The 19,342-nt window shown below is 53.8% G+C and carries 17 protein-coding genes; 7 read left to right on the forward strand and 10 right to left on the reverse strand.

Annotated elements, in window-relative coordinates; genetic code table 11:
• Nucleotides 1-492: 492 nt before the first annotated feature.
• Together NYR02_RS13100 and NYR02_RS13105 are read right to left on the reverse strand one after the other, a co-directional pair.
• The gene (locus NYR02_RS13100; protein ID WP_260976812.1) at nucleotides 493-963 is read right to left on the reverse strand and encodes an NfeD family protein; all 471 of its coding nucleotides are present in this window, start codon (nucleotides 961-963) and stop codon (nucleotides 493-495) included.
• Between the two features lie 3 nt (nucleotides 964-966).
• Nucleotides 967-1,908, reverse strand: coding sequence for an SPFH domain-containing protein (locus tag NYR02_RS13105; RefSeq protein WP_260976813.1), 942 nt, complete (start codon nucleotides 1,906-1,908; stop codon nucleotides 967-969).
• A 298-nt stretch (nucleotides 1,909-2,206) separates the two neighbouring features.
• Between NYR02_RS13105 and NYR02_RS13110 the strand changes: the two genes are divergently transcribed.
• Nucleotides 2,207-3,127, forward strand: a complete 921-nt coding sequence (locus NYR02_RS13110; protein ID WP_260976814.1) for an alpha/beta fold hydrolase — start codon at nucleotides 2,207-2,209, stop codon at nucleotides 3,125-3,127.
• A 138-nt stretch (nucleotides 3,128-3,265) separates the two neighbouring features.
• Here the strand turns inward: NYR02_RS13110 and NYR02_RS13115 are convergent, their stop codons facing one another.
• A complete protein-coding gene (locus tag NYR02_RS13115) occupies nucleotides 3,266-3,745 on the reverse strand; it encodes a nuclear transport factor 2 family protein (RefSeq protein ID WP_260976815.1) in 480 nt (159 codons plus the stop codon).
• Between the two features lie 153 nt (nucleotides 3,746-3,898).
• Here NYR02_RS13115 and NYR02_RS13120 point away from each other — a divergent pair, with 153 nt between their 5' ends.
• Together NYR02_RS13120 and NYR02_RS13125 are read left to right on the forward strand one after the other, a co-directional pair.
• Nucleotides 3,899-4,861, forward strand: coding sequence for a GlxA family transcriptional regulator (locus NYR02_RS13120; protein ID WP_260976816.1), 963 nt, complete (start codon nucleotides 3,899-3,901; stop codon nucleotides 4,859-4,861).
• A gap of 53 nt (nucleotides 4,862-4,914) precedes the next feature.
• On the forward strand, nucleotides 4,915-5,232 hold the full coding sequence (locus tag NYR02_RS13125; RefSeq protein WP_260976817.1) for a hypothetical protein: 318 nt from the start codon (nucleotides 4,915-4,917) through the stop codon (nucleotides 5,230-5,232).
• Nucleotides 5,233-5,243: 11 nt separating this feature from the next.
• Here the strand turns inward: NYR02_RS13125 and NYR02_RS13130 are convergent, their stop codons facing one another.
• Nucleotides 5,244-6,173: an MBL fold metallo-hydrolase gene (locus NYR02_RS13130; RefSeq protein ID WP_260976818.1), complete on the reverse strand. Its 930-nt coding sequence runs from the start codon at nucleotides 6,171-6,173 to the stop codon at nucleotides 5,244-5,246.
• A gap of 101 nt (nucleotides 6,174-6,274) precedes the next feature.
• Between NYR02_RS13130 and NYR02_RS13135 the strand changes: the two genes are divergently transcribed.
• Nucleotides 6,275-7,135 (forward strand): LysR family transcriptional regulator, encoded by an 861-nt coding sequence (locus tag NYR02_RS13135; protein WP_260976819.1) that lies wholly within the window; start codon nucleotides 6,275-6,277, stop codon nucleotides 7,133-7,135.
• A gap of 344 nt (nucleotides 7,136-7,479) precedes the next feature.
• On the opposite strand, the gene NYR02_RS13140 is transcribed toward NYR02_RS13135, so the two are convergent.
• The 4 genes from NYR02_RS13140 to NYR02_RS13155 all read right to left on the reverse strand — a co-directional run bounded on the left by NYR02_RS13140 (nucleotide 7,480) and on the right by NYR02_RS13155 (nucleotide 14,320).
• Entirely contained in the window at nucleotides 7,480-7,764 is a 285-nt protein-coding gene (locus NYR02_RS13140) for a DUF3861 domain-containing protein (RefSeq protein WP_260976820.1), read from the reverse strand.
• Between the two features lie 281 nt (nucleotides 7,765-8,045).
• Nucleotides 8,046-11,078, reverse strand: a complete 3,033-nt coding sequence (locus tag NYR02_RS13145; protein ID WP_260976821.1) for a ricin-type beta-trefoil lectin domain protein — start codon at nucleotides 11,076-11,078, stop codon at nucleotides 8,046-8,048.
• 299 nt (nucleotides 11,079-11,377) lie between these two features.
• Nucleotides 11,378-13,129: an alkaline phosphatase D family protein gene (locus NYR02_RS13150; protein WP_260976822.1), complete on the reverse strand. Its 1,752-nt coding sequence runs from the start codon at nucleotides 13,127-13,129 to the stop codon at nucleotides 11,378-11,380.
• A gap of 156 nt (nucleotides 13,130-13,285) precedes the next feature.
• Nucleotides 13,286-14,320 (reverse strand): AraC family transcriptional regulator, encoded by a 1,035-nt coding sequence (locus NYR02_RS13155; RefSeq protein ID WP_260976823.1) that lies wholly within the window; start codon nucleotides 14,318-14,320, stop codon nucleotides 13,286-13,288.
• 178 nt (nucleotides 14,321-14,498) lie between these two features.
• Here NYR02_RS13155 and NYR02_RS13160 point away from each other — a divergent pair, with 178 nt between their 5' ends.
• From NYR02_RS13160 to NYR02_RS13170, 3 genes are all read left to right on the forward strand, one after another.
• A complete protein-coding gene (locus tag NYR02_RS13160; RefSeq protein ID WP_260976824.1) occupies nucleotides 14,499-15,536 on the forward strand; it encodes a PNPOx family protein in 1,038 nt (345 codons plus the stop codon).
• Nucleotides 15,537-16,376: 840 nt separating this feature from the next.
• A complete protein-coding gene (locus tag NYR02_RS13165) occupies nucleotides 16,377-16,976 on the forward strand; it encodes a hypothetical protein (RefSeq protein ID WP_260976825.1) in 600 nt (199 codons plus the stop codon).
• Between the two features lie 152 nt (nucleotides 16,977-17,128).
• Nucleotides 17,129-18,064 carry a phosphatase PAP2 family protein gene (locus NYR02_RS13170; protein WP_260976826.1) on the forward strand — a complete coding sequence of 312 codons (936 nt, stop codon included), beginning with the start codon at nucleotides 17,129-17,131 and terminating at the stop codon, nucleotides 18,062-18,064.
• 69 nt (nucleotides 18,065-18,133) lie between these two features.
• Here NYR02_RS13170 and NYR02_RS13175 read toward each other — a convergent pair whose 3' ends face one another.
• Nucleotides 18,134-18,259 (reverse strand): DUF2474 family protein, encoded by a 126-nt coding sequence (locus NYR02_RS13175; RefSeq protein ID WP_260976827.1) that lies wholly within the window; start codon nucleotides 18,257-18,259, stop codon nucleotides 18,134-18,136.
• 75 nt (nucleotides 18,260-18,334) lie between these two features.
• Nucleotides 18,335-19,342 (reverse strand): cytochrome d ubiquinol oxidase subunit II, encoded by a 1,008-nt coding sequence (cydB, locus tag NYR02_RS13180; protein WP_260976828.1) that lies wholly within the window; start codon nucleotides 19,340-19,342, stop codon nucleotides 18,335-18,337.

Here is a 19,342-nt window from a genome sequence, read left to right on the forward strand (position 1 = left end):
TCTTTTAAATACCAACAATTTGTATCGTTCCGGGGCAGGGTTTTGCTCTGAAGGCCGCAGAATCATCTGGTTGTCTGGCGCCGCACGATCGCCGGTTTAAGCAATCCGCTCAGCCGTATTTCAACGGAAAAAACGTTTGAGACATGAAATTTCAGTTCAGCTACTTGCTCTGAAAAGCAGCATCGCGGTGACGGTTTTCTGCGCCTCTGGGGCCGCCGCAGAAACCGATGATATTTCTGGTCTGTCCGCAGGGATGCGGACAAGTGGCTCCAGCCATGGATGGCCGATGAGGCACGCGGCCAGTAAATATCAAGGTTTCAAGGAATACGGCCCAGAAAGCGCGAAGCTGGGGTCGGCCCGCCGGCAAGGGGATAAGTTCCCCTGCGAGGCAGCAGGCCTTGATGTTAAAAAATGCTGTTTTTGCCAACTACGGTGCTGATTAAAAACTGTGGGACAGTAGTGCTCCGCAGAGGCTTTTTTATTTTCCGGAACTCACTGTGAATCAGCGCTTTCCAGTGGCTTAACCCACAACACACCAACATCCACTTTAATCACTTCCACCATGGTGCCTTTGGCAATAGGTTCAAAGCTTTTCAGTTTCCAGCGGATTCCGGAGTAGGAGTATTCGGTTTTTCCGGCGCCATCAACATCGTCTTCCAGCATAAAAGGCTGGCGGGCGAAATCGCTTCTGATGCTGTCTTTCTGTACTTTATTTTGCATCCGTTGCAATGGTTTCCACAGCGCTAACGCCAGTAACAGCGTTAATATGGCGTTACTCCACAGCGCTGCGGTAGCAGTTGCAGGCAACAGATCCAGACTCATGAAAAACCCGGTAATCAGCAATGAGGCACCGAAAAACAGCAGGATAAAGGTCGCAAAACCTAATACCGCTACTTCAATAATCAGTGCGGCAATACCAACCACCATCAATGTCTGAGGAAGATTCTGTTGCAGCAATTCCATAATTTATTCCTTTTTATTATTTAATGAATTGATAATCGCCATCGACTGCGCCACCAGCGAACTGGCATCGGTGCCGGCGTCTGGCAGCAGAACAACAGAAGATTCTTTGGCGATGGCCGCTTTGGCTTCAATGGCTTTAGTCGCCAGATCCAGCTGAATGGCTTTCTGACCTTCGGCCGTATTGGCCGCTTCACCAATTTTGCGCAGCGCTTCAGCTTTTGCTTCTGCAACCGCCAGAATGGCCTGGGCTTCACCTTCGGCGTTCAATACCTGTTCGGCTTTATCGGCCTCGGCCGCCAGAACCTGAGCCTGTTTACGACCTTCTGCAACGTTAATTGCGGCCTGACGGTCACCTTCAGACTCCAGAATCTGCGCGCGTTTAACCCGCTCAGCCTTCATTTGCGCTTCCATCGACTCCATCACCGATTTTGGCGGCACAATGTCTTTAATTTCGTAACGCAGAACCTGAATACCCCATGGCTCGGCGGCTTCGTTAATCGACGATACGATGTTGGTGTTCAGCACGCTACGTTCTTCGAAGGTGCGGTCGAGTTCCATTTTACCCAGTTCCGAACGCATGGTGGTCTGCGCCAGCTGCGTTACGGCAAATACATAATCGTCAACGCCATAGGTTGCTTTGTACGGATCAAGTACGCGGAAGTAGAGTACACCGTCAACCGACAGAGTGATGTTGTCTTTGGTGATGGCCGATTGGCTGGGTACATCGACGGCCTGTTCTTTCAGGCTACGATCAGAGGCGATACGGTCAACAAAAGGGATGACAAAGTTCAGACCGGCTTCTTTAGTGCCCTGAAACTTTCCAAAACGCTCAATCAGCCAGGCGCGGTTTTGCGGTACGAAGATGATGCTTTTTTTCAGCACCACCAGAATAAAAATCAGCGCAAAGGCTTCGACCGATAAGAGTTTGCTCAGCAAATATTCCATGAATAGTGTTTCCTTGTTAAACGAACCGCCAGTTTAACACCAGCCTCCGGCGTGACGCAGCAGCCATTGGCCTGATTTTACAATTCGATGCACAGCATGCGACAAGGTTCGCATAAGTGCCGATGTATCTTCCTGATAAAGAACATTCTTTGATCATATCGGTAAATGCGGTCAGATCACGGCAGCTCAGCACCCGTTTACGCCTGAAATCTGGCGCAATGTTCCCTTACCAAAGCGTGCATCTGCTCGCACAATGGCTGCCAGCCTGTCCCTTGCACCCATTACTTAGGAATACTCCATGCTGATGAATTTCTGGCAGACCATGCAAAACGGTTTTAAAGGTGAAGTTGGCGCGGTTTCGCTGGAGGAAATGCTGGCACGCCACACTACCGCCGAATCTCAGTTTATTGAACTGCAGGGGATGAACGTACATTACCGTGATGTCTGCCGCTGCGCCGAACCGGATAAAGCACCGGTATTGATTCTGCTGCACGGTATTTTTTCGTCGCTGCATACCTGGAATGACTGGACCGATATTCTCAGCAAAGATTTCCGTGTTATCAGTATCGACAGCCCGAATTTTGGCCTTACCGGCGCACACCCGCGCGGCATGTTTAAATATATTTACAGCGATTTCCTCAACGAATTTACCGACGCATTAGGCATTAAGCAGTGCTCATTGGCCGGTAATTCTCTGGGCGGCTGGATGAGCTGGGAGTTTGCCGGTCGTTATCCGCACAAGGTTAATAAGGTTATTCTGCTCGACAGTGCGGGCTTTTTCTTTGTGCCGCCACCGGTACTGCTGAGTATGGGACTGCCACTCAGCGGCTGGATGGCATCGATGATGCCGGTACCGCGTAAAGCTATGTACGCCACCATCCGCACCACCTACAGCCAGAAAGAGCGGCTGACCAAACCCGTACTGGAGCGTTACTACGATTTATTTATGCGTGCCGGTAACCGTGGTGCCGGTGCCGCTGTATTACGCTTTATCCGCAATCGTGCCGGCTTTGATACCGCACCGCTGAAAAATGTAACCCAGCCGGTGTTGATTATGTGGGGCCGTAACGATGCCTGGATTCCGCTGGCGCATGCCGAGAAATTCGCCAAAGCCCTGCCCCAGGCGCGCACCATTATTTATGATGATTGCGGTCATATGCCGATGGAAGAATTGCCGGCCGAGAGTGCCGCCGATGCACTGGCTTTTTTAAAGCAATAAATAATGATCCGGGGCACCTCTGAATCATGCATCTGAATCATGCATCTGAATCATGCATCTGAATCATGCATCTGAATCATGCATCTGAATCATGCATCTGAATTATGCAGAGGTACCCAAGGTAACGGGAGCAACGCATTAGCGCCCGTTGCTTTTCATAAACGAGCGTAAATTCTTCATCGCCATGGTCTGTACTTTATTCTTAAGCAGTGGCGTCCAGCCCAATAATAAACCCGGCAAGCCCAGCGCCTGACGACTCCAGTTCCAGAAACTGAAGCGATCAATGTGCTGAATGATTTTGCCATCCAGAAATTCAAACTCAGCGTCAATTTTATTGTGCACCCGCCGGCCGCTCTGGCTGAAGGTGTACTGTGCCTCCCAGTGTGCCGTTATCCGCCCGCCGTGATGCTCAGTAACGGCGAAGGTCATCTGCATGTCTTTGCCGCGTTCACACAGCATCTGCCACATGGCACCGATTTCTTCTGCGCCATTCAGGCCGAAAGCTTCATCGCGGAAGGTCGCCTGCGGGTGATAGCACGCCGCCATGTTCTGATAATCCTTTTGCTGAAAGGCACGATAGAAATGCTCGATCAATGCTTTGTTATCGGTCGCTGTCATCACTGCTCTGTTCTCTGTGTTATCAGGGCCTGTTGCCATCGGGAGAGAGCCGCAGGTTGTTGAAATCATTCTGGCGCAGAATCAGGCTGGCCATAAGGTGGCATATAAGCCCAACATGGTAGACAATCGGGCCACATTATTTGAGATACCGTTATGCCTCGCTGCGTTATTCTGGCTTTGAACCACTGCCCGTTATCGTCGGTTTCCGGGCCACTGGAGATTCTGCTGTTGGGCGCGCGCCTGGCTGCCGCCCACGACTGGCAGATTGAGGTCGCGGCAGAACAGCAGCAAACCATCAGCGGTCACGGCGGCATCAGCCTCAACGCTCATACCCGTCTGGCCGATGTTGAACAGGCCGACCTGCTTATCGTCGCCGCTATTGGCGATCCGCGAAAACGCCCGGATGCATTGCAGGCCAGTACCCTGCAGCAGATACACACTCTTCATCAGCGTGGCACCCGTATGGTGAGTATCTGCACCGGAGCTTTTGTGCTGGCTGCGGCGGGCATACTGGAAGGCAGGCAGGCCACCAGCCACTGGGCGGTTAGCGACTGGCTGCAGCAGCAGTTTCCCGCTGTTTTATGGCAGAAAAACGCCATGCTGACCCACGATGGCAATATCAGCTGCTCCGGTGGAGCCAGCGCCTATCAGGATATGAGTCTGCAACTGGTGCGCGATTATTTTGGCGAAGGTGTCGCCCTGCAAGTGGCGCGTACGGTGCTGATTGATTCCGACCGCCACAGCCAGTTGCAGTACAGCGGTTTTATGCCTGAGCGACAGCATCAGGATGAACGTATTCTGGAAATTCAGGACTGGCTTGATCAGCACGCCGCAGAACCCTTTACCCTGGCCGATCTGGCGGCACGCGCTCACCTCAGCGAGCGTCAGTTCAAACGCCGTTTTACCCTGGCCGTACAGCAACCACCACTGGCTTATATTCAGGCTTTGCGCATGGAAAAAGCCCGTCAGGCGCTGACCACCAGCCGCCGTCAGGTTGAACAGATTGCACGAGACTGCGGCTATGAAGATGTGCGTTTTTTCCGTGAACTGTTTCGCCGCAGCACGGGTCTGACGCCACTGGCTTACCGACAGAAATTTGCCCGTTGGCAGGCGTAATAACACCCGGCAGAATAGCGTCGGGATACATGTTCAATGTGCTAAGGATCACCATGAGTAACAACACAGCGCCAGCCACACTGCGCCAGCAATTTATAGAGGAAGCCAAAAAGCGGCTGCTGACGATGTTTAACAACAGCAAACAACGCATCAAAGCCTCCGATGCCGAGCGCTTCCGTTTGCAGGGGTTTATGCAGGCCGGTGTGTTTCTCGGGTTAAGCAGTAACAGCGAGTTAAAGCAGTTAATGGAAGAAATGCATCAGCAGGTTTTTTCGATGAGCATCCGCGAACGCCGCCTGCAACAGGAAGCCGGCCGGATAGCCGAAGGCATTGATTACAGCCTGTACGACCAGCCGACCTATAGCCGCTGAGTGCTTGCCATTCAGTAGTGCAAGGTAACCCCTTCCTGCGGTAAATCCAGCTGGTAGTCTTCGCCAGTGCTGGCCTCAGTCAACACACTGATTGGCTCCAGATACAGCGCATAGCTGGAATGATGGATAGGTAACAGATGCGCCGGTTGCAGCGCATGCGCCATATCCACTACATCAGAAGCCCCCATGCTGATCTGTCCCAGCGGGCCGGGAGTCCCTACCCGGCCAAGATGCGGAACCAGAATATCCAGCGGTCCACGCTGTTGAATCAGCGTCTGCACCTGAGTCAGCACATCACTGACCGGCATGGTGTCCCCCGTCCAGTACAATCTTTTGCTCCAGTTACCCTGAGAAAATTCCAGCCAGTAACCATTGCCAGCCCCCAGCAAGGCATCCATAGCAGGATCTGCCGAATGGTGTGCCGCAACCGCAGTAATGCGTATATGACCGGCACCGGCCTGATATTCCAGGCTCTGCTGCCAGGCCAGACTCTGTACCGCCGTAAAACCTTTTGCCCGCAGTGCGCCAAGATCATGTTCCGGAACAAGCAGCGGCAGACCTTTATCCAGCTGGCTTTGTGCCTGCTGATCAAAATGATCTTCGTGAGCATGGCTGAGCAACAGCAGATCCAGCTGGCTGAGATCGGTCTCAGGCAGCGCCGTTAAACGGGCATGTTCTTTAATGTTCGGCCCGTGCTTCAGGTCAAAGGGCTCGTTCGGATCGCCCATAATAAAGGCATGCTGACCACTGCCCAGCATGGGGTCAGTCAGCAAACGAAAACCATTAAATTCCAGCAGCATGGTCGGGCCGCCCAGCCAGGTAATACTGACCTGCGGAGGAGAGCTGACCGTGTCAGCCTGCCCGGTTCCGGACTCTGCGGCCAGCAGATCAGCCGCGCCAAGCAAAAGGCTCAGACACAGCGCAGTAAGGTAGTGGTGCATAACGATTTCTCCGGTTGTTTATCAGTGCGGCGGAGAATATCATCGCGTTTTATCCACATAATCAGGCCCAATATTGATGGCCTGTCCTGGATTTCGGGATAATGAAAAACTTAGAGCACATTCAGACCTTTATTGAAGTCGCCAGCAGCGGTAGTTTTGCCGCAGCCAGCCGGCGTCTGGAAGTATCGACATCGGCGGTCAGCGCCCGGATTCAGGCACTGGAAAAGCATCTCGGCATCCGTCTGCTTAACCGCACCACCCGCTCCGTCGGTCTGACCGATGAGGGCCGTCTGTACTTCAACCGTTGTAAAGAGGTCCTGGAACAACTGCTGGATCTGGAAGACAGCCTGATCCACCCGCAGGACCTGACCGGCCGCATCAGAATCAGTGTTCCCCTCGATCTGCCCATGGCGCCGCTTGCCGCTCTGCTGCAGGCATTCAGTGCCCGTTATCCCAAACTCAGCGTTGAGGTGCGCAGCACCGATGAAACCGTCGACTTTATCAGCAGCCAGACGGACGTTGCTATTCGCGGGCGGGCGCCGGGTTCGCTGAGTCTGGTTGCGTGTAAACTGGGCGATATACAGCTGGGGTTTTTCTGCGCAGCCAACCACCCGGCCCGGAATGAAGCCCCTGTTAACTGGCCGCATTACCCAATCGCCGACCCGCTGAATATCCGCCCGCTGTTAACCAGCGACCTTAACTGGCCTGAAAGCCAGCTGCTGACCCACAATCTGACGCTGGCCAAACAGCTCTGCCAACAAGGCCAGAATCTGGCCATACTGCCGGTTGGCTTTTGTGCGCCAGAGGTTGCCGCCGGAACCTTGCAGGCTCTGCCCGATCCGGCCGGATTACCACGACTGCCTCTCTTTCTGGTTTATCCGGCACCTAAACATATGCCCAACCGGGTGCGCGTATTTATCGACTTTTTTCTGCAACACCAGCAGACATATCCACTGATCTGATGCCGGGCTGAGTGCATCAGCTGTTTTTCTAATTCCCAAGCCCCGCGTGGGAATGCAGCTGCGTCAGCAAGGACTACCACGCAGAGCGTGGGAGCCAGATGTAAGTCTTCTCCCAATAATTACTGTCGTTCGTCCTGAGTAGCGAGCCTTTCGACGGGCTCAGAGAGCGTGTCGAAGGAAGTAACGGACCCTTCGACAGGCTCAGGGCGAACGGGCAAAAAACGTGAGATGTATGCTCGTTCCCAAGCTCCGCGTGGGAATGCTGCTGCGTCAGCAAGGACTACCACGCAGAGCGTGGGAGCCAGATGTAGTGAGTAGGAGCCAGATGTAACGGGCTGACGGCCTCAGCCTTTTTTCAGCTGTTTTATAAAATCCATAAAATGCGGTTTAAATTCGCTGAACAGCGGATGGTCTTTATTTTCCAGCATCACTTCACTGAAGAGTTTCAGGCCAAGAGCAAAGGCTTCTTCATACCCCTGCAGATCACCACGGGATTTAATCCGTTCAACAATTTTGAATATATCGTCGTGATTTCCCACTTCAAAAACCAGGGCTTGCGGATAAGTGGATGGCTGCCCCTTAGCATCGCTGAGGTGTTTTACCTGAATTTCGTATTGGTGTTGTTTCATCGTATTTCCCGTTCATTTATTTTGCTTCTGTTAAGCACATCGGTTGCTTGCCGAGTCATTGTTACAGTAAACGACCTCCGTCGGTAATAGCCGTCAACGGAACAGTTTAGTGCAGGCCAAACCGTTGTTTCAGACCGATAATATGAGAAAAAACATTGCTAATGGCCGTCGGGAATGTACAGCCTGGCGCTCAGCCATGGGCATAGAAGTTTGCCCCAATGCCATAAAAAACAGCATAAAAAAACGGGAGCCTCAGCTCCCGTTTTTATAGCAGAGTTAAATCACTGACCGTTGGCCGTCGCATGCCAGCGCTGATTCGCACCGCCATGCACGCCGTACATAATCAGCGTTGAAGTATTGCCACCGGAAACGTCCAGCACCTGATTACTGTCGATGCGTGAACGCAGCAGTTTGCCGGCATAATTAAACTGCTGAGCCGGGTTATTGGCATCACAGTCAGCCAGTTGCAGCAGGGTATGGTCGTAGATCAGACCCTCCGGCACTTCCAGACACTTGGCTCCGGCAACACCATTGACCATCAGGCCGGTCGCGGTATCGAAACGCCACAACTGATTGGCACTGCTGTCACAGGCCGCCATTGCCACCAGCGCACCGGTATGACTGCCACCGGTGGCACTGATGCACTGGCCGGTGGATTCGCTGCGGTATTGGGCATAACGGTTTTCTGCCGACATTAAGCGCAGTTCCCACTGCTGGTTGGCACCACCGTGATAACTCCACTGGCCAACGTTAGCGTCATTACCTGTACCGAAAGCATCGGCCACGATATTGCTGTTGTGCTTGCTGGCCAGCTTGTTACCGCTGTAGGTCCAGCGCAGGTTGTCAGAATCCTCACAATCCCAGATCACCACGCCGCCGTTGTTGTGCGCCTGGCCACGGTTATCCAGACATTTATCCGGGTTGGCTTTGTTGCGGAACATCTGGTTGGCCGCATCGTAGCGCCACTTCTGATCCTGAGAGGTCAACTGACAATCCCACAACTGCACATTGCTGCCGTTGCTGAGGTGGTCATCATTGCCGGGTAAATCCATGCAGCGACCACTGGCACGGTTAACAATCGAGAACCAGTTTTCATCCGAGCTGGAATACTTCGGCGAATCATTGGCAATCGCCCGCTCCCACATCTGCAGATAGGCTTCCGCCGAGTTCATCACCGACTCATAAATGCGTGAGTTGGAATGGGTGCGGATATCCTGAATATGGTCAGCCACCAGACCGTAATGAGCCAGGCCTTCGTTATTCAGGTCAAAGATGCGGTTACCGGTTTTCTGTTTATCGATCACCACACCGGCTTCGGTTTCAAACGGATAAATCAGCGGATCGGTGTCGGTGTTATCGCGCGGATAAGCCTGCGAGCCAATACCACCCATATCGGTAGCAAATGGCACACCCACCAGATAACCGGTTGGCTCAATCAGGTCGATAAATTCACCGATGCTCCAGTTCAGGCTGTTGGCACTGCTGTTATACGGCGACATCATACCGCCGGCACGGGCGATACGCTGGTGCACTTCGTGCGCTGAACCATCCGGCTTACGATGCATATGGCTGTGACCGGAAATTACACCGGAATAATTACGCGACTCGACGATATCCATAATGGCGCGTGCGCTCTTCACCGAGGTGTGATCAATTTCGATGATCATGCCTTTATCGATCATACGCTGCACCAGATACTCACCATTGGCACTCAGACCATGCTGGTTGCAGTGACGGCGGCTTTCATCGTATTGCGGATTCAGGCCAATACCGGCAAGAATATCCTTGATCACCGGCACGGTACCCAGCAGCGGGAAGCCACTGGTCATACGGGAGCCATCGGTTCCGGCATCACAGACTTCGGTTTCAAAGAAACGGCCACTCGACAGCCACTGGCCGACGTTGATAAAGCCATCTTCCATACGTGTACCACCGAGCTGGTTGTCAAAGCGGTGAACCGGGAACAGCGCACGCACGCCGGCGTCGTACACTTCCTGCAGCTGACGTTCGATGCTTTCTTTGCTGCAACCGTCTTTCAGACCACAGTTAAACAACTCTGACGCTTCAATGCCCATCAGCACCGCCAGCTTGCCATCGGCAATCACCTTGCGGGCTTCCTGCGGTGTTTTCACCAGACGGAAGAACCCTTTACCCGGCCCGCCCTGCTGCGCATCGATATAGTCCTGCATCTGCTGCAGACGACGAACCTGCAGATGAATACTGGCCATGGTGTTGCAGTTATTGGGGTTAATCCAGCTGGCCGGGTTAACGGTTTTCTGCACATTACACAGCACCTCGTTTTCCACCAGATGGCTGACCATCATCTGCAGACCGCCCTTATGCGCGCGTTCAATCCACTTGTAGTAGTACTGCATATGCGACACCTGCTTACGGTTCGGCCAGAACGGGAAGTCCGGCCAGCCGCGGGTATCGTAGCGGTGGTTTACATCGTCATAACCCATCAGGTTACCGATGATATCGAGGGAGCCCCAGGGGCCGTGAATTTCCGAGCTGTCACGCAGCGCAGTCTCAATACCCCAGCGGTGGAAAGGCTCACCGTGGAGGAATTTACCGCCCATAAACTCATAGGAAGTGATGTGGGTGTGTGGGTCGATAGCACCACGGATGGGCTCACTCACATCGCTTTTCGGCACCTCGCCTACGGTATTAAGCTCCGCTTCCGGGAACGGTTTACAGTCGCTCTTCGGCACCAGATTAAATTCGGTTTCTGAGCCGGCGTTGGTGGGGTTGAGGATATCGATCACGTACAGGCCACCATCGGCATAGTGACCGGTGCCACCGTAGTTATGGCGCAGAATTTTGGCCAGCTTAGGGCCATAAAAACTGAAGCGGTAAGCACCGTTGCCCTGTTCATGGGCGGTGATTTTAAATTCGGCAAACTCACCGGCGTAACGCCCGGCCGAAATTTCATTCGGCAAATGGGTTGCCAGATAACGGCCGTCTTTATCCGTCAGCATATAGTGGAAAAATGATGTCGGTTTAAAATAGAAACTCGCTGCCGAATCCAGATCGGTCGCCTTTAACTGCCAGCCGAGTCCGTTATCAATAGCGCCGCCCTTACTGTAGCGGTTCATGTACTTGCCATTAGTCGGCGACTGAATGGCATAACAACCCTGAGCCAGTTCATGTACCGCCATTTCGGCATTCTGACGTTGCTCTACTGGGGCCGGAGCCGGTGGTGGTTGCGAGAAAGCGGCGGCCTGCTGGGCATAAAACAGCGTGCTGCCAAATAATGCTGCGCCGCCGACCATTGAGGTCAGCAGCCAGCGCTGCGTATGTGCTGAGTTTTTCATTATTATTTGTCCATGCGAACGGCAGCAGCAACAACCTGCTGTCGAGTAACGTTCCGCTACGGCAGACGACAATCTCCTCTCCCTGCCTGCCATAAACGGGCCGTTTGCAGCATGGTCGTGGCGTTCAGATTCAACCTATGGCAATACGCGCCGCACACTGTGCAAAACCTTGATTGCAGGAAACGATAAGACGAATTACGACGAGGGTAATCACCGTTCGGGACGGCTCAGGCACTAATAAGGTCTTTGTTATTTTTGTAATCCACCGCCTGACTTATGACGCCAGACAGCCGACGGTTTTAACCGCCGGGTAAAACGCTGCCAACGTTATCCTGTGCGGCCAACATACCATCCAGCAGGTTGCTGGCCTGGTCACGCCGCCAGTGACGCAACCAGGCAAAACCCGGCGAAAAACCCGGTGCTGGTGCGGCAGCTGCTTTACTGGCTGAAAGCGCTGCCGCCGGACGCAGAACAGACTCCCCGGACGGCACCACCAGCGCGCGCAAGCACTCACTGACGTAGCGGTGGGAATCGATATTATCCACTACCCACCATTCCGCCTGCAGGCGTTCGTGGGTGATATCCAGCAGCACATAGCCGCGGTAATAAAAATCGACAAAGTTAAGATGTGGCAGCAAGGCCTGCAGCGAGCGACTGGCCAGCTGTGCCTGCGGGTAGCTTTCAATACCGGGTGAGGTAACCGCCGGGGTCACCAGCTCGACGCCTAACGCCGGGCCCGGCTCGTCAGCAAAAGGATCATCGTGCAGCTCCATGGCCCAGCTGGAGTGAATATCGCCGGTCAGCACCACCCAGTTATCCACCGCAGCTTTACGCACGCTGTCGAACAGGCGCTGACGCGCCGCCGGATAGCCATCCCACTGATCGTAATTAAACGGCGTGTCGTTGGTACCCAGCTGACCAACCATTACCTGCTGCCCCAACAGTTTCCAGCGGATATTTTCCTGCTGCGCGCTGGTCAGTGTGTCTGCCAGCCAGCCTTCCTGCTCATACCCCAGCAGCGTACGCTCCGCCCGGTTGCGGTCGGCATTATCGGCGGCCTGGGCATCACGCCCGGCCAGACGGGTATCGAGCAGACTCAGATCGAGCAGATCACCAAAGCGAAAATTGCGGTAAATGCCCTGCTGTCCGGCCTGCATCTCACGGATCGGCATCCATTCCATATACGCCTGTACCGCGCCGTTCAGGCGATCCTGCCAGCGCCCTTCTTCGCCCTCGGTATGATTATCCGCGCCGCCGGGCCAGGCGTTATTCGCCACTTCGTGATCATCCCAGATCACCATAAACGGATGCTGGCGATGCACTTCCTGTAAATCGGCATCGGTTTTATAACAGGCATGGCGCTGACGGTAATCGTCCAGCGTGGTGATTTCGCGCGGTGGCTGATGAATACGCCCGCTGTTTAAACCGGCATCGAGGTTGGCGTATTCGTAAATGTAATCGCCCAGATGCAGCACCACATCCAGATCGCTGCGCTGCGCCAGCTCTTTATACACATTGAAATAACCACGGGCGTAATTCGAACAGGAGGTAAAGGCGATGCGCAGATGCTCTACCCGTCCCTGAGGCAGCGTGCGTGTGCGGCCAACATCCGACATCTGCCCCAGCGCTTCAAACACATAGTAATAACTCTGCCCGGCCTGCAGGCCATCGGCATCGACTTTAACGGTAAAATCACGGCTGATATCGGTATAGCCAAAGCCTTCATTCACTAATTCACGCAATTGCGGGTCGCGGGCGATACGCCAGCGATAAGGAATGCTGTAGGTTTCGGCCAATGCCGGTGGGGTAATGCGGGTCCAGAGAATCACCCGCTCGGTTAACGGATCACCACTGGCCACTCCGTGCTGAAACGGAAAGGCGCTGGAGCGTGGTACCGCCATCAGATCATCCTGCTGTGGCAGAAATGCATTGGCCAGAGCCGCCCCCGACAAACCACCGCCCGCGAGCGCCGGGCCGGCGGCGGCAGCCATTCCGAGAGAGGCCGCAGAGCGGGACGAATTAACTAAAAAATTCCGGCGCGTCAGGGTCATGGTGCTTTCCGCAGCAAAGACTGAACGCGATCTATTTAATGAGCAGACGATGACAGCGCGGTTGCGCTTTGCTGACCATAGGGTTGCAGAATCATGGCGGATTGATGACCAGCAGATGACTGAATTATGACAGTCAACACTCTGTCGCAGCGGGTCTCAGACCGGAGCCAGACGCCGCATAAACTTGTAGCATGAGCTGCTGTCGCTGAAGCCCAGTAACTCTGCTAATTCGGCCGTACTCATACCCTGTGCCTGCGAACTGCGCGCCAGGCGCAAACGCTGTTGATTCAGCAGTTCGGTAAAGCTGGTGTGTTCTTGCTTCAGCTTACGGAATAACGTTGAACGACTGATATGCACCGCCGCACATACCGCCTGAATCTGACTGAATTTATGAATATCCTGTTCCAGCAGTGCCAGCACCCGCAGGCTGAGCGGTGATTTAAACGGCGCATCGTGCGGAACATGATTCACCAGCGGAATCTGCTGCGCGCGCGCCGCCAACAGGTCGCGCAGATACGCGTCCGCCGCCGGTAATGGATGCTTCAGCAGCGCAGCATCCAGCCACAGGCGGTTAACACCGCTCACTGCACCAGTAAACCGTAATCCCGCACCAAACAATTGATAAAACAGCTGACTGTCAGCCGGCTCTGTCCGTGCCAGCTCGGCTTTACCTACCGCAATCGCGTCAAGATCGCCTGCTGCACCAGCAGCAGAAAGATTCCCCAGTACCGCGCCCCAGGCCAGCAACGCCGCCATGCTGCGTTCAACCGCAATCTGCGGATAAGGCAGCAAAAATTCAAAGCGAATTTCAACCTGATCTCCGGCCGGCAGTAACTGCCAGCGTTCGGCGGGGTTCAGCAATTGAATATGATCAATAAACGTCGTGAGCGCTTCGCCCAGCGTGGCGCAATGCGCGATCCAGCGCGCCAGTAGGCCGCGGGCAGCCGGATTAACCTGCAGGCCAATCTTCAGTCCCAAAGAGTCATCGGTGCTGTTGTTGCGGGCTTCCGTCCACAGGGCGCGCAGCGCACTTTCTGCCTGACGAAGCTCGTGTACCGGCGGCGGCGCTGTTGCCGATTTGGTGCTGGTATACACCGCCACCTGCGTGGCTGATAACACACCGCGGCGCTGTAATTCATCGGCCAGATCTTTTACGGCCACGGCAGAAACGCTTAGTTTATTGCGGGGCATAACGATTCAATACCCTTCATATATTCACCTGATCAGAGCCAAGAATGCCCGAAAAAAGACCAAAAGTACTCTGCCTGCAACCAGATTCCATAACCTTGCAACCAGTCGCCTGAGTAACGACCGCCTGCGCGCTTAGGATAAAGAAAACGTCCCCAACCAACGCGATGAGGAACACCTTATGCAGCACCAGGTTCAGAACGAGCAGCAACTGCGGCAATTAATCTCTGCGCCACCAGCACTGCTGGAAAAGCGCGTACAGACACAGCTGGATGCTTATTGCTTTGAGGTTATCAACCACGCCCGGGTGATGATCGTCGCCAGCGAAAGCGGTACTCCGGCATTACAACCCGTCAGTCTTGCCCACTGCCAGCTGGAGGTTAGCGCTAACAACGTGTGCTTCTGCCTGCCCGAAGCGGACGAACAGCCAGGCCAGCAAGCAGACAAGCAAGCCAATCATGGCCACAGCGCTCAGTACGCCAGCCTGTATTTTCTGATACCAGGCGTCGGCCATGCCCTGCGGGTCAACGGCCGCCTGACCCGGCAGCAACCATCCGGACACTGGCAACTGCAGGTTAAAAGCGCCTATCTGCACTGCGCGCGCGCGGCTGTGCGCTCCGGTCTCTGGGACTACGATGCCGCCAATAGCAGCACTGCGGTACTGACTGATAGCACCGTACTGAGCGACAGAAAAGAGTACCTGCAACAGGCGATGTATCTGCTGCTGAAAACCTGCGACGCCCAGGGCATTACCTCCGTTTCACCACGCGGTGACGAAACCGGTGTGATCCGCATGCTGCCCGATGGGCGTTTATTTATGGCCGAACGGCCGGGCAATAAAGTCGCGCTCAGCCTGCGCAACCTGTTGCAGAACCCGGCGCTGGAATTGCTGTTGCTGATTCCCGGCCAGCCACAGCTGCTGCATATCTGCGGCAGTGCGCAGCTGACAACCGAACCGCAGTTACTCGCCGCCTGCGCCATTGGCGATAAAGTGCCGAAGCTGGGGTTACTTATTGAGCCGCAGGCCATCCGCTTTACCAGCGCCAGCGCGCTGACCGACGCTGGCGTATTCAACCCGGAACACCGGATTGAAGCCAAACAGCTGACGCCTTTCGCCAAAGCGCTGTCGGCGCATATGAGCGGTGAAGGACTAATGGGCAAAGCCACCCATCTGGTGGTGGATCAGGTGGTAAAACACGATCTGAAGAATCTGTACTGAGAGTGCGACTGTCCATCGTTTTTAATCAGCATGATGGTTGACAAAAGCCGCATATTTAACGCTCCGGCTTTAGCCTCCAGCCCAAAGAATAAAGGACATGAATCCTCGGAATCATGGTTTTGCGGGCTGCATAATTATTGCAGCTGTCTGACTATTTCATGGGCAACGGGATGAACGGTATATAAAATTCCGTTCGCACTGAGCGCGCCCTTCGACGGGCTCAGGACGAACGGAATAACGTCAAAGGCAGGCGCCCTTCGACTGGCTCAGGATCGACGAGACAAGCGGGAATAGATGAGCGGAGTATATAAACACCGTTCGCACTGAGCGCGAAGCAGTCGAAGTGTGAGCGCGCCCTTCGACTGGCTATCTTGAGCTTGCCGCCCCTTCGACGGGCTCAGGACCAGCGGGATCAAGTCGAAGTGTGAACGGTGCGGATTGGTTGGCTCATTCCCTGCGACATCCTGTCGCAGCGACAAAATAACCTCCAAGGCATATTCTGAAGGCCTGTGTTCGGCGGTGCGCTATGAGGGTGGCAAGCTGTCGTCCGCCGGGTTTACTGGGGTGTTTGTTGTGCTGTCGTTTGATCAGAGCGGCGGCTGTCAGCCAGTAACTCCCGGTAATAAGCGTGTTTTGACAGGCGCAGCGCCTGCGGTTTATACACCGGGTCCGCTGCGTCTGTTTTTTCTTATCCCCCTTTTTCTTATCTTTTTCTTATTTTCTTTCTGTAGCCCCGTAGCTTTGTCTTCCCACCACCGTATCCCGCGGTTAGCATGACCCCTTCTGAAAAAATAAGCCCTGAAAAAACCCCGTGCAGAATAGCGGGCAAATGGATAGCGAATGAGCGAACAAGAGAAGAAAAACGCCGGCCACAGCGCCGGTGAATGGCGTCATCTGTATTTTACCGGCATCAGCCGTGTTCCCCCGCAGGACATCAGCCTCAGCAACGAGCAAATGCAGGCATTGCTGAGTATGGCGAATGCACCGGCAGCTATTTCCTGCCCGCGTGCCATTGACCCGCAGTATTTAATTAATGAAAAAGGCACCACGCCCTGGCTGGCACTCTATGCCCTGCTCGCCACCCGTGATCCGCAGGCGTTAACCGCCGTTGCCGAAGGCCAGAGCGCTATTCAGGTACCAGCCGAATTTCTCGGCGGTACTTTCCACAGCCATGTGAACTGGCCTGCGGAAATGCTGACACGCTACGATCTGAATCTGGATGGTTTTTATCTGTTTGCCATTCCTTTCCTGCTGCATCGTGATGCCCCGGCGGTAACCGACCTGAGCCAGTCGGCCAAATCACCGGACGGCCAGCTGGAGATTTTTAATATTCAGGAATTCCGCGATGAATTTCCGGAGCAGTGTCTGCTGGAGTTCGGCATGCTGGTGAAGTTTATTCAGACCAAACGCCCGGATATTGTTGCCGCTCAGCCTTCCTGAACGGCACAGCTACCGTACAGGTTCTGGCTTTGGCCTGTACGGAACGGCCATATCCGCCCGGATTGCGGCCGTTTTCTCCCTCCCCCGCCTTGTCATAAAACGGTAAACTGGCTGCTTCTGATAACAACAAAAACAATAAGCCGTACAGCACCATGACATCCCCTGTATTGAATCTGCGCCGCTGGGCTGGTGCCTGGCAGCACTGGTCGCTGGATAAACAACTGACCCTGCTGTTTCCCGCCGGCATTCTGCTGTTTGCCCTGCTGTTTGGTGATATCCGCCAATGGCAGCCCGCTGACAATAAAGCCGCATTAACCGGCACGGGTATTTTCTTTTTATTGATTGCCCTTACCCGCCTGGCACTGGCGCGCAATGTATTAAGTACGCGTTATGAATGGCTGCTGCGCGAACTGTGGCCAGTACCGGCCATGCTGCTGGGTTATCTGCTGATGCGTTTATTACGGCTGGAGCTGGCGATTGATGCGCTGGGCATTGAATTAATGGACCCGCAGATGATTGCCTTTGATACCGCGCTGTTCGGCCAGCCACTGCCGCTGCTGATTCAGCATTGGGTCAGCCCGGCCATGACCCTGCTGATGGAAAATGCCTACCTGCACTTTTATTACATCGTCCCTGTTGGCTCTCTGCTGTGGCTGTTTTATTACCGGGCAGAACAACCTGCGGCCTTTATTCTTGTGCGTCAGGGGATTATTTACACCCTGGTCATTGGCTGGCTGCTGTATCTGCTGGTGCCGGTAATCGGCCCGGGTCAATGGCTGGCAGCGTCGTTCACCGTCAGCCTCGGTGCGCAGGATGGCCTGGTGTACGACGCGGTCAACAGCTTCCGCTATGCCTACGACTGCTTTCCCAGCCTGCATACCGCCGTGCCCTGGGTAACACTGCTGTTGTGCTGGCGCTGGTATCCGTGGCCGTTGCGTCTGCTGGTATTAACCATGACGCTGAGCATCACCCTTTCAACTCTGTATTTGCGCTATCACTACGCAGCCGATGTGCTGGGGGGCATACTACTGGCCGTTATCGTCGCGCAGCTGCGCTTGCCACAGATAGCATCGCGCAACCCACATTAAACATTTACTTTAGCCATCGGTTGCACAACGGAGCGTATTCAGCGCTCCCTTGCTGAAATCCGAAGATGTTTATTGGGCTTCCATTCCGGCCAGGCTCATAGCAAAACGTATTAGCGTCGCAACCACTAACAGCGTACCAACACCCAGTGCCCAATAGATCAAGAGCCATTTAAACTGATGAAGACTTTTTTTCATCCTGCACTCCTTCAGACTTACGTTCTAACAAAAGAGATCAGCGCCTGTAAACGCCAACCCCTTTGCGGCAGTGTTTTAATGATAACCGTCGGTATCGACGACTTTTCCACGGAAAACCCGATAAGACCAAAAGGTATAAATTAAAATCACAGGAACAATTAACACCACGCCCACTAAGGTGAACTTAAGGCTCGACGCTGGTGCCGCAGCCTGATAAATCGTAATACCCGGTGGAATGATGTTTGGCCACAAACTGACACATAACCCCAAATAGCCAAGAAACAACATACATAAAGTACAAATAAAAGCGCGACTTTCTACTTTGGAATGCGCAGCTCCCATCAGCAAAAAAGCAAAAGCAGCAGTAAGAACAGGCAAAGGTGCCAGATACACGATGTTCGACAGGTTAAACCATAAATCCCGCACACTTTCGTTAACCATCGGTGTATAGAGGCTGATAATAAACATACATGTCGCTAACAGCAGAGTTAATGGCTTAATAAGTGCGCGCATTTTTTTCTGTAAACCGTGCTCTGTTTTAATAACCAACCAGGTAACTCCGAGCAATCCATAAGCAAACAGTAAACTAAACCCTGTAAACAGACTGAATGGGCTTAACCAATCCAGTCCACCGCCGGAAAACTCGCCATTGTCTACTTGAAAACCCAGAATCACAGCCCCCATTGCCACACCCTGAGCAAAGGTTGCCATTAAGGAGCCAATAAAGAATAACTTGTCCCACATTGGGCGATGAGACTCCGTAGCTTTAAAACGAAACTCAAAAGCGACACCACGCAAAATCAAACCAAATAGCATCAGCAGAATCGGTCCGTACAAAGCAGACAAGATCACCGAATATGCCATCGGAAAGGCGGCCAACAAACCAGCACCACCGAGTACAAGCCAGGTCTCATTGCCGTCCCATACGGGGGCAACCGAGTTCACCATAATATCGCGTTCATGTTTGTCTTTAATAAAAGGAAACAACAAGCCAATCCCTAAATCAAAGCCATCCAGGAACACATACATCATTAAGCCAAAGCCGATAACAAAGGCCCAGATAGTCGGTAAATCAAAATGCAT

The sequence above is a fragment of the Thalassolituus pacificus genome (assembly GCF_025318105.1).
Classification (GTDB): Bacteria; Pseudomonadota; Gammaproteobacteria; order Pseudomonadales; family Oceanobacteraceae; genus Venatoribacter; species Venatoribacter pacificus.

What these genes read in the sequence shown, in the direction of transcription:
- NYR02_RS13125 (WP_260976817.1), top strand. Translation starts at nt 4,915, where the DNA reads ATGAGTAACAACACAGCGCCAGCCACACTGCGCCAGCAATTTATAGAG.
- NYR02_RS13120 (WP_260976816.1), top strand. Translation starts at nt 3,899, where the DNA reads ATGCCTCGCTGCGTTATTCTGGCTTTGAACCACTGCCCGTTATCGTCG.
- NYR02_RS13160 (WP_260976824.1), top strand. Translation starts at nt 14,499, where the DNA reads ATGCAGCACCAGGTTCAGAACGAGCAGCAACTGCGGCAATTAATCTCT.
- NYR02_RS13115 (WP_260976815.1), bottom strand. Translation starts at nt 3,745, where the DNA reads ATGACAGCGACCGATAACAAAGCATTGATCGAGCATTTCTATCGTGCC.
- NYR02_RS13140 (WP_260976820.1), bottom strand. Translation starts at nt 7,764, where the DNA reads ATGAAACAACACCAATACGAAATTCAGGTAAAACACCTCAGCGATGCT.
- NYR02_RS13145 (WP_260976821.1), bottom strand. Translation starts at nt 11,078, where the DNA reads ATGAAAAACTCAGCACATACGCAGCGCTGGCTGCTGACCTCAATGGTC.
- NYR02_RS13100 (WP_260976812.1), bottom strand. Translation starts at nt 963, where the DNA reads ATGGAATTGCTGCAACAGAATCTTCCTCAGACATTGATGGTGGTTGGT.
- NYR02_RS13170 (WP_260976826.1), top strand. Translation starts at nt 17,129, where the DNA reads ATGACATCCCCTGTATTGAATCTGCGCCGCTGGGCTGGTGCCTGGCAG.
- NYR02_RS13110 (WP_260976814.1), top strand. Translation starts at nt 2,207, where the DNA reads ATGCTGATGAATTTCTGGCAGACCATGCAAAACGGTTTTAAAGGTGAA.
- NYR02_RS13155 (WP_260976823.1), bottom strand. Translation starts at nt 14,320, where the DNA reads ATGCCCCGCAATAAACTAAGCGTTTCTGCCGTGGCCGTAAAAGATCTG.
- NYR02_RS13105 (WP_260976813.1), bottom strand. Translation starts at nt 1,908, where the DNA reads ATGGAATATTTGCTGAGCAAACTCTTATCGGTCGAAGCCTTTGCGCTG.
- NYR02_RS13150 (WP_260976822.1), bottom strand. Translation starts at nt 13,129, where the DNA reads ATGACCCTGACGCGCCGGAATTTTTTAGTTAATTCGTCCCGCTCTGCG.
- NYR02_RS13165 (WP_260976825.1), top strand. Translation starts at nt 16,377, where the DNA reads ATGAGCGAACAAGAGAAGAAAAACGCCGGCCACAGCGCCGGTGAATGG.
- NYR02_RS13135 (WP_260976819.1), top strand. Translation starts at nt 6,275, where the DNA reads ATGAAAAACTTAGAGCACATTCAGACCTTTATTGAAGTCGCCAGCAGC.
- NYR02_RS13130 (WP_260976818.1), bottom strand. Translation starts at nt 6,173, where the DNA reads ATGCACCACTACCTTACTGCGCTGTGTCTGAGCCTTTTGCTTGGCGCG.
- NYR02_RS13175 (WP_260976827.1), bottom strand. Translation starts at nt 18,259, where the DNA reads ATGAAAAAAAGTCTTCATCAGTTTAAATGGCTCTTGATCTATTGGGCA.
- cydB (WP_260976828.1), bottom strand. Translation starts at nt 19,342, where the DNA reads ATGCATTTTGATTTACCGACTATCTGGGCCTTTGTTATCGGCTTTGGC.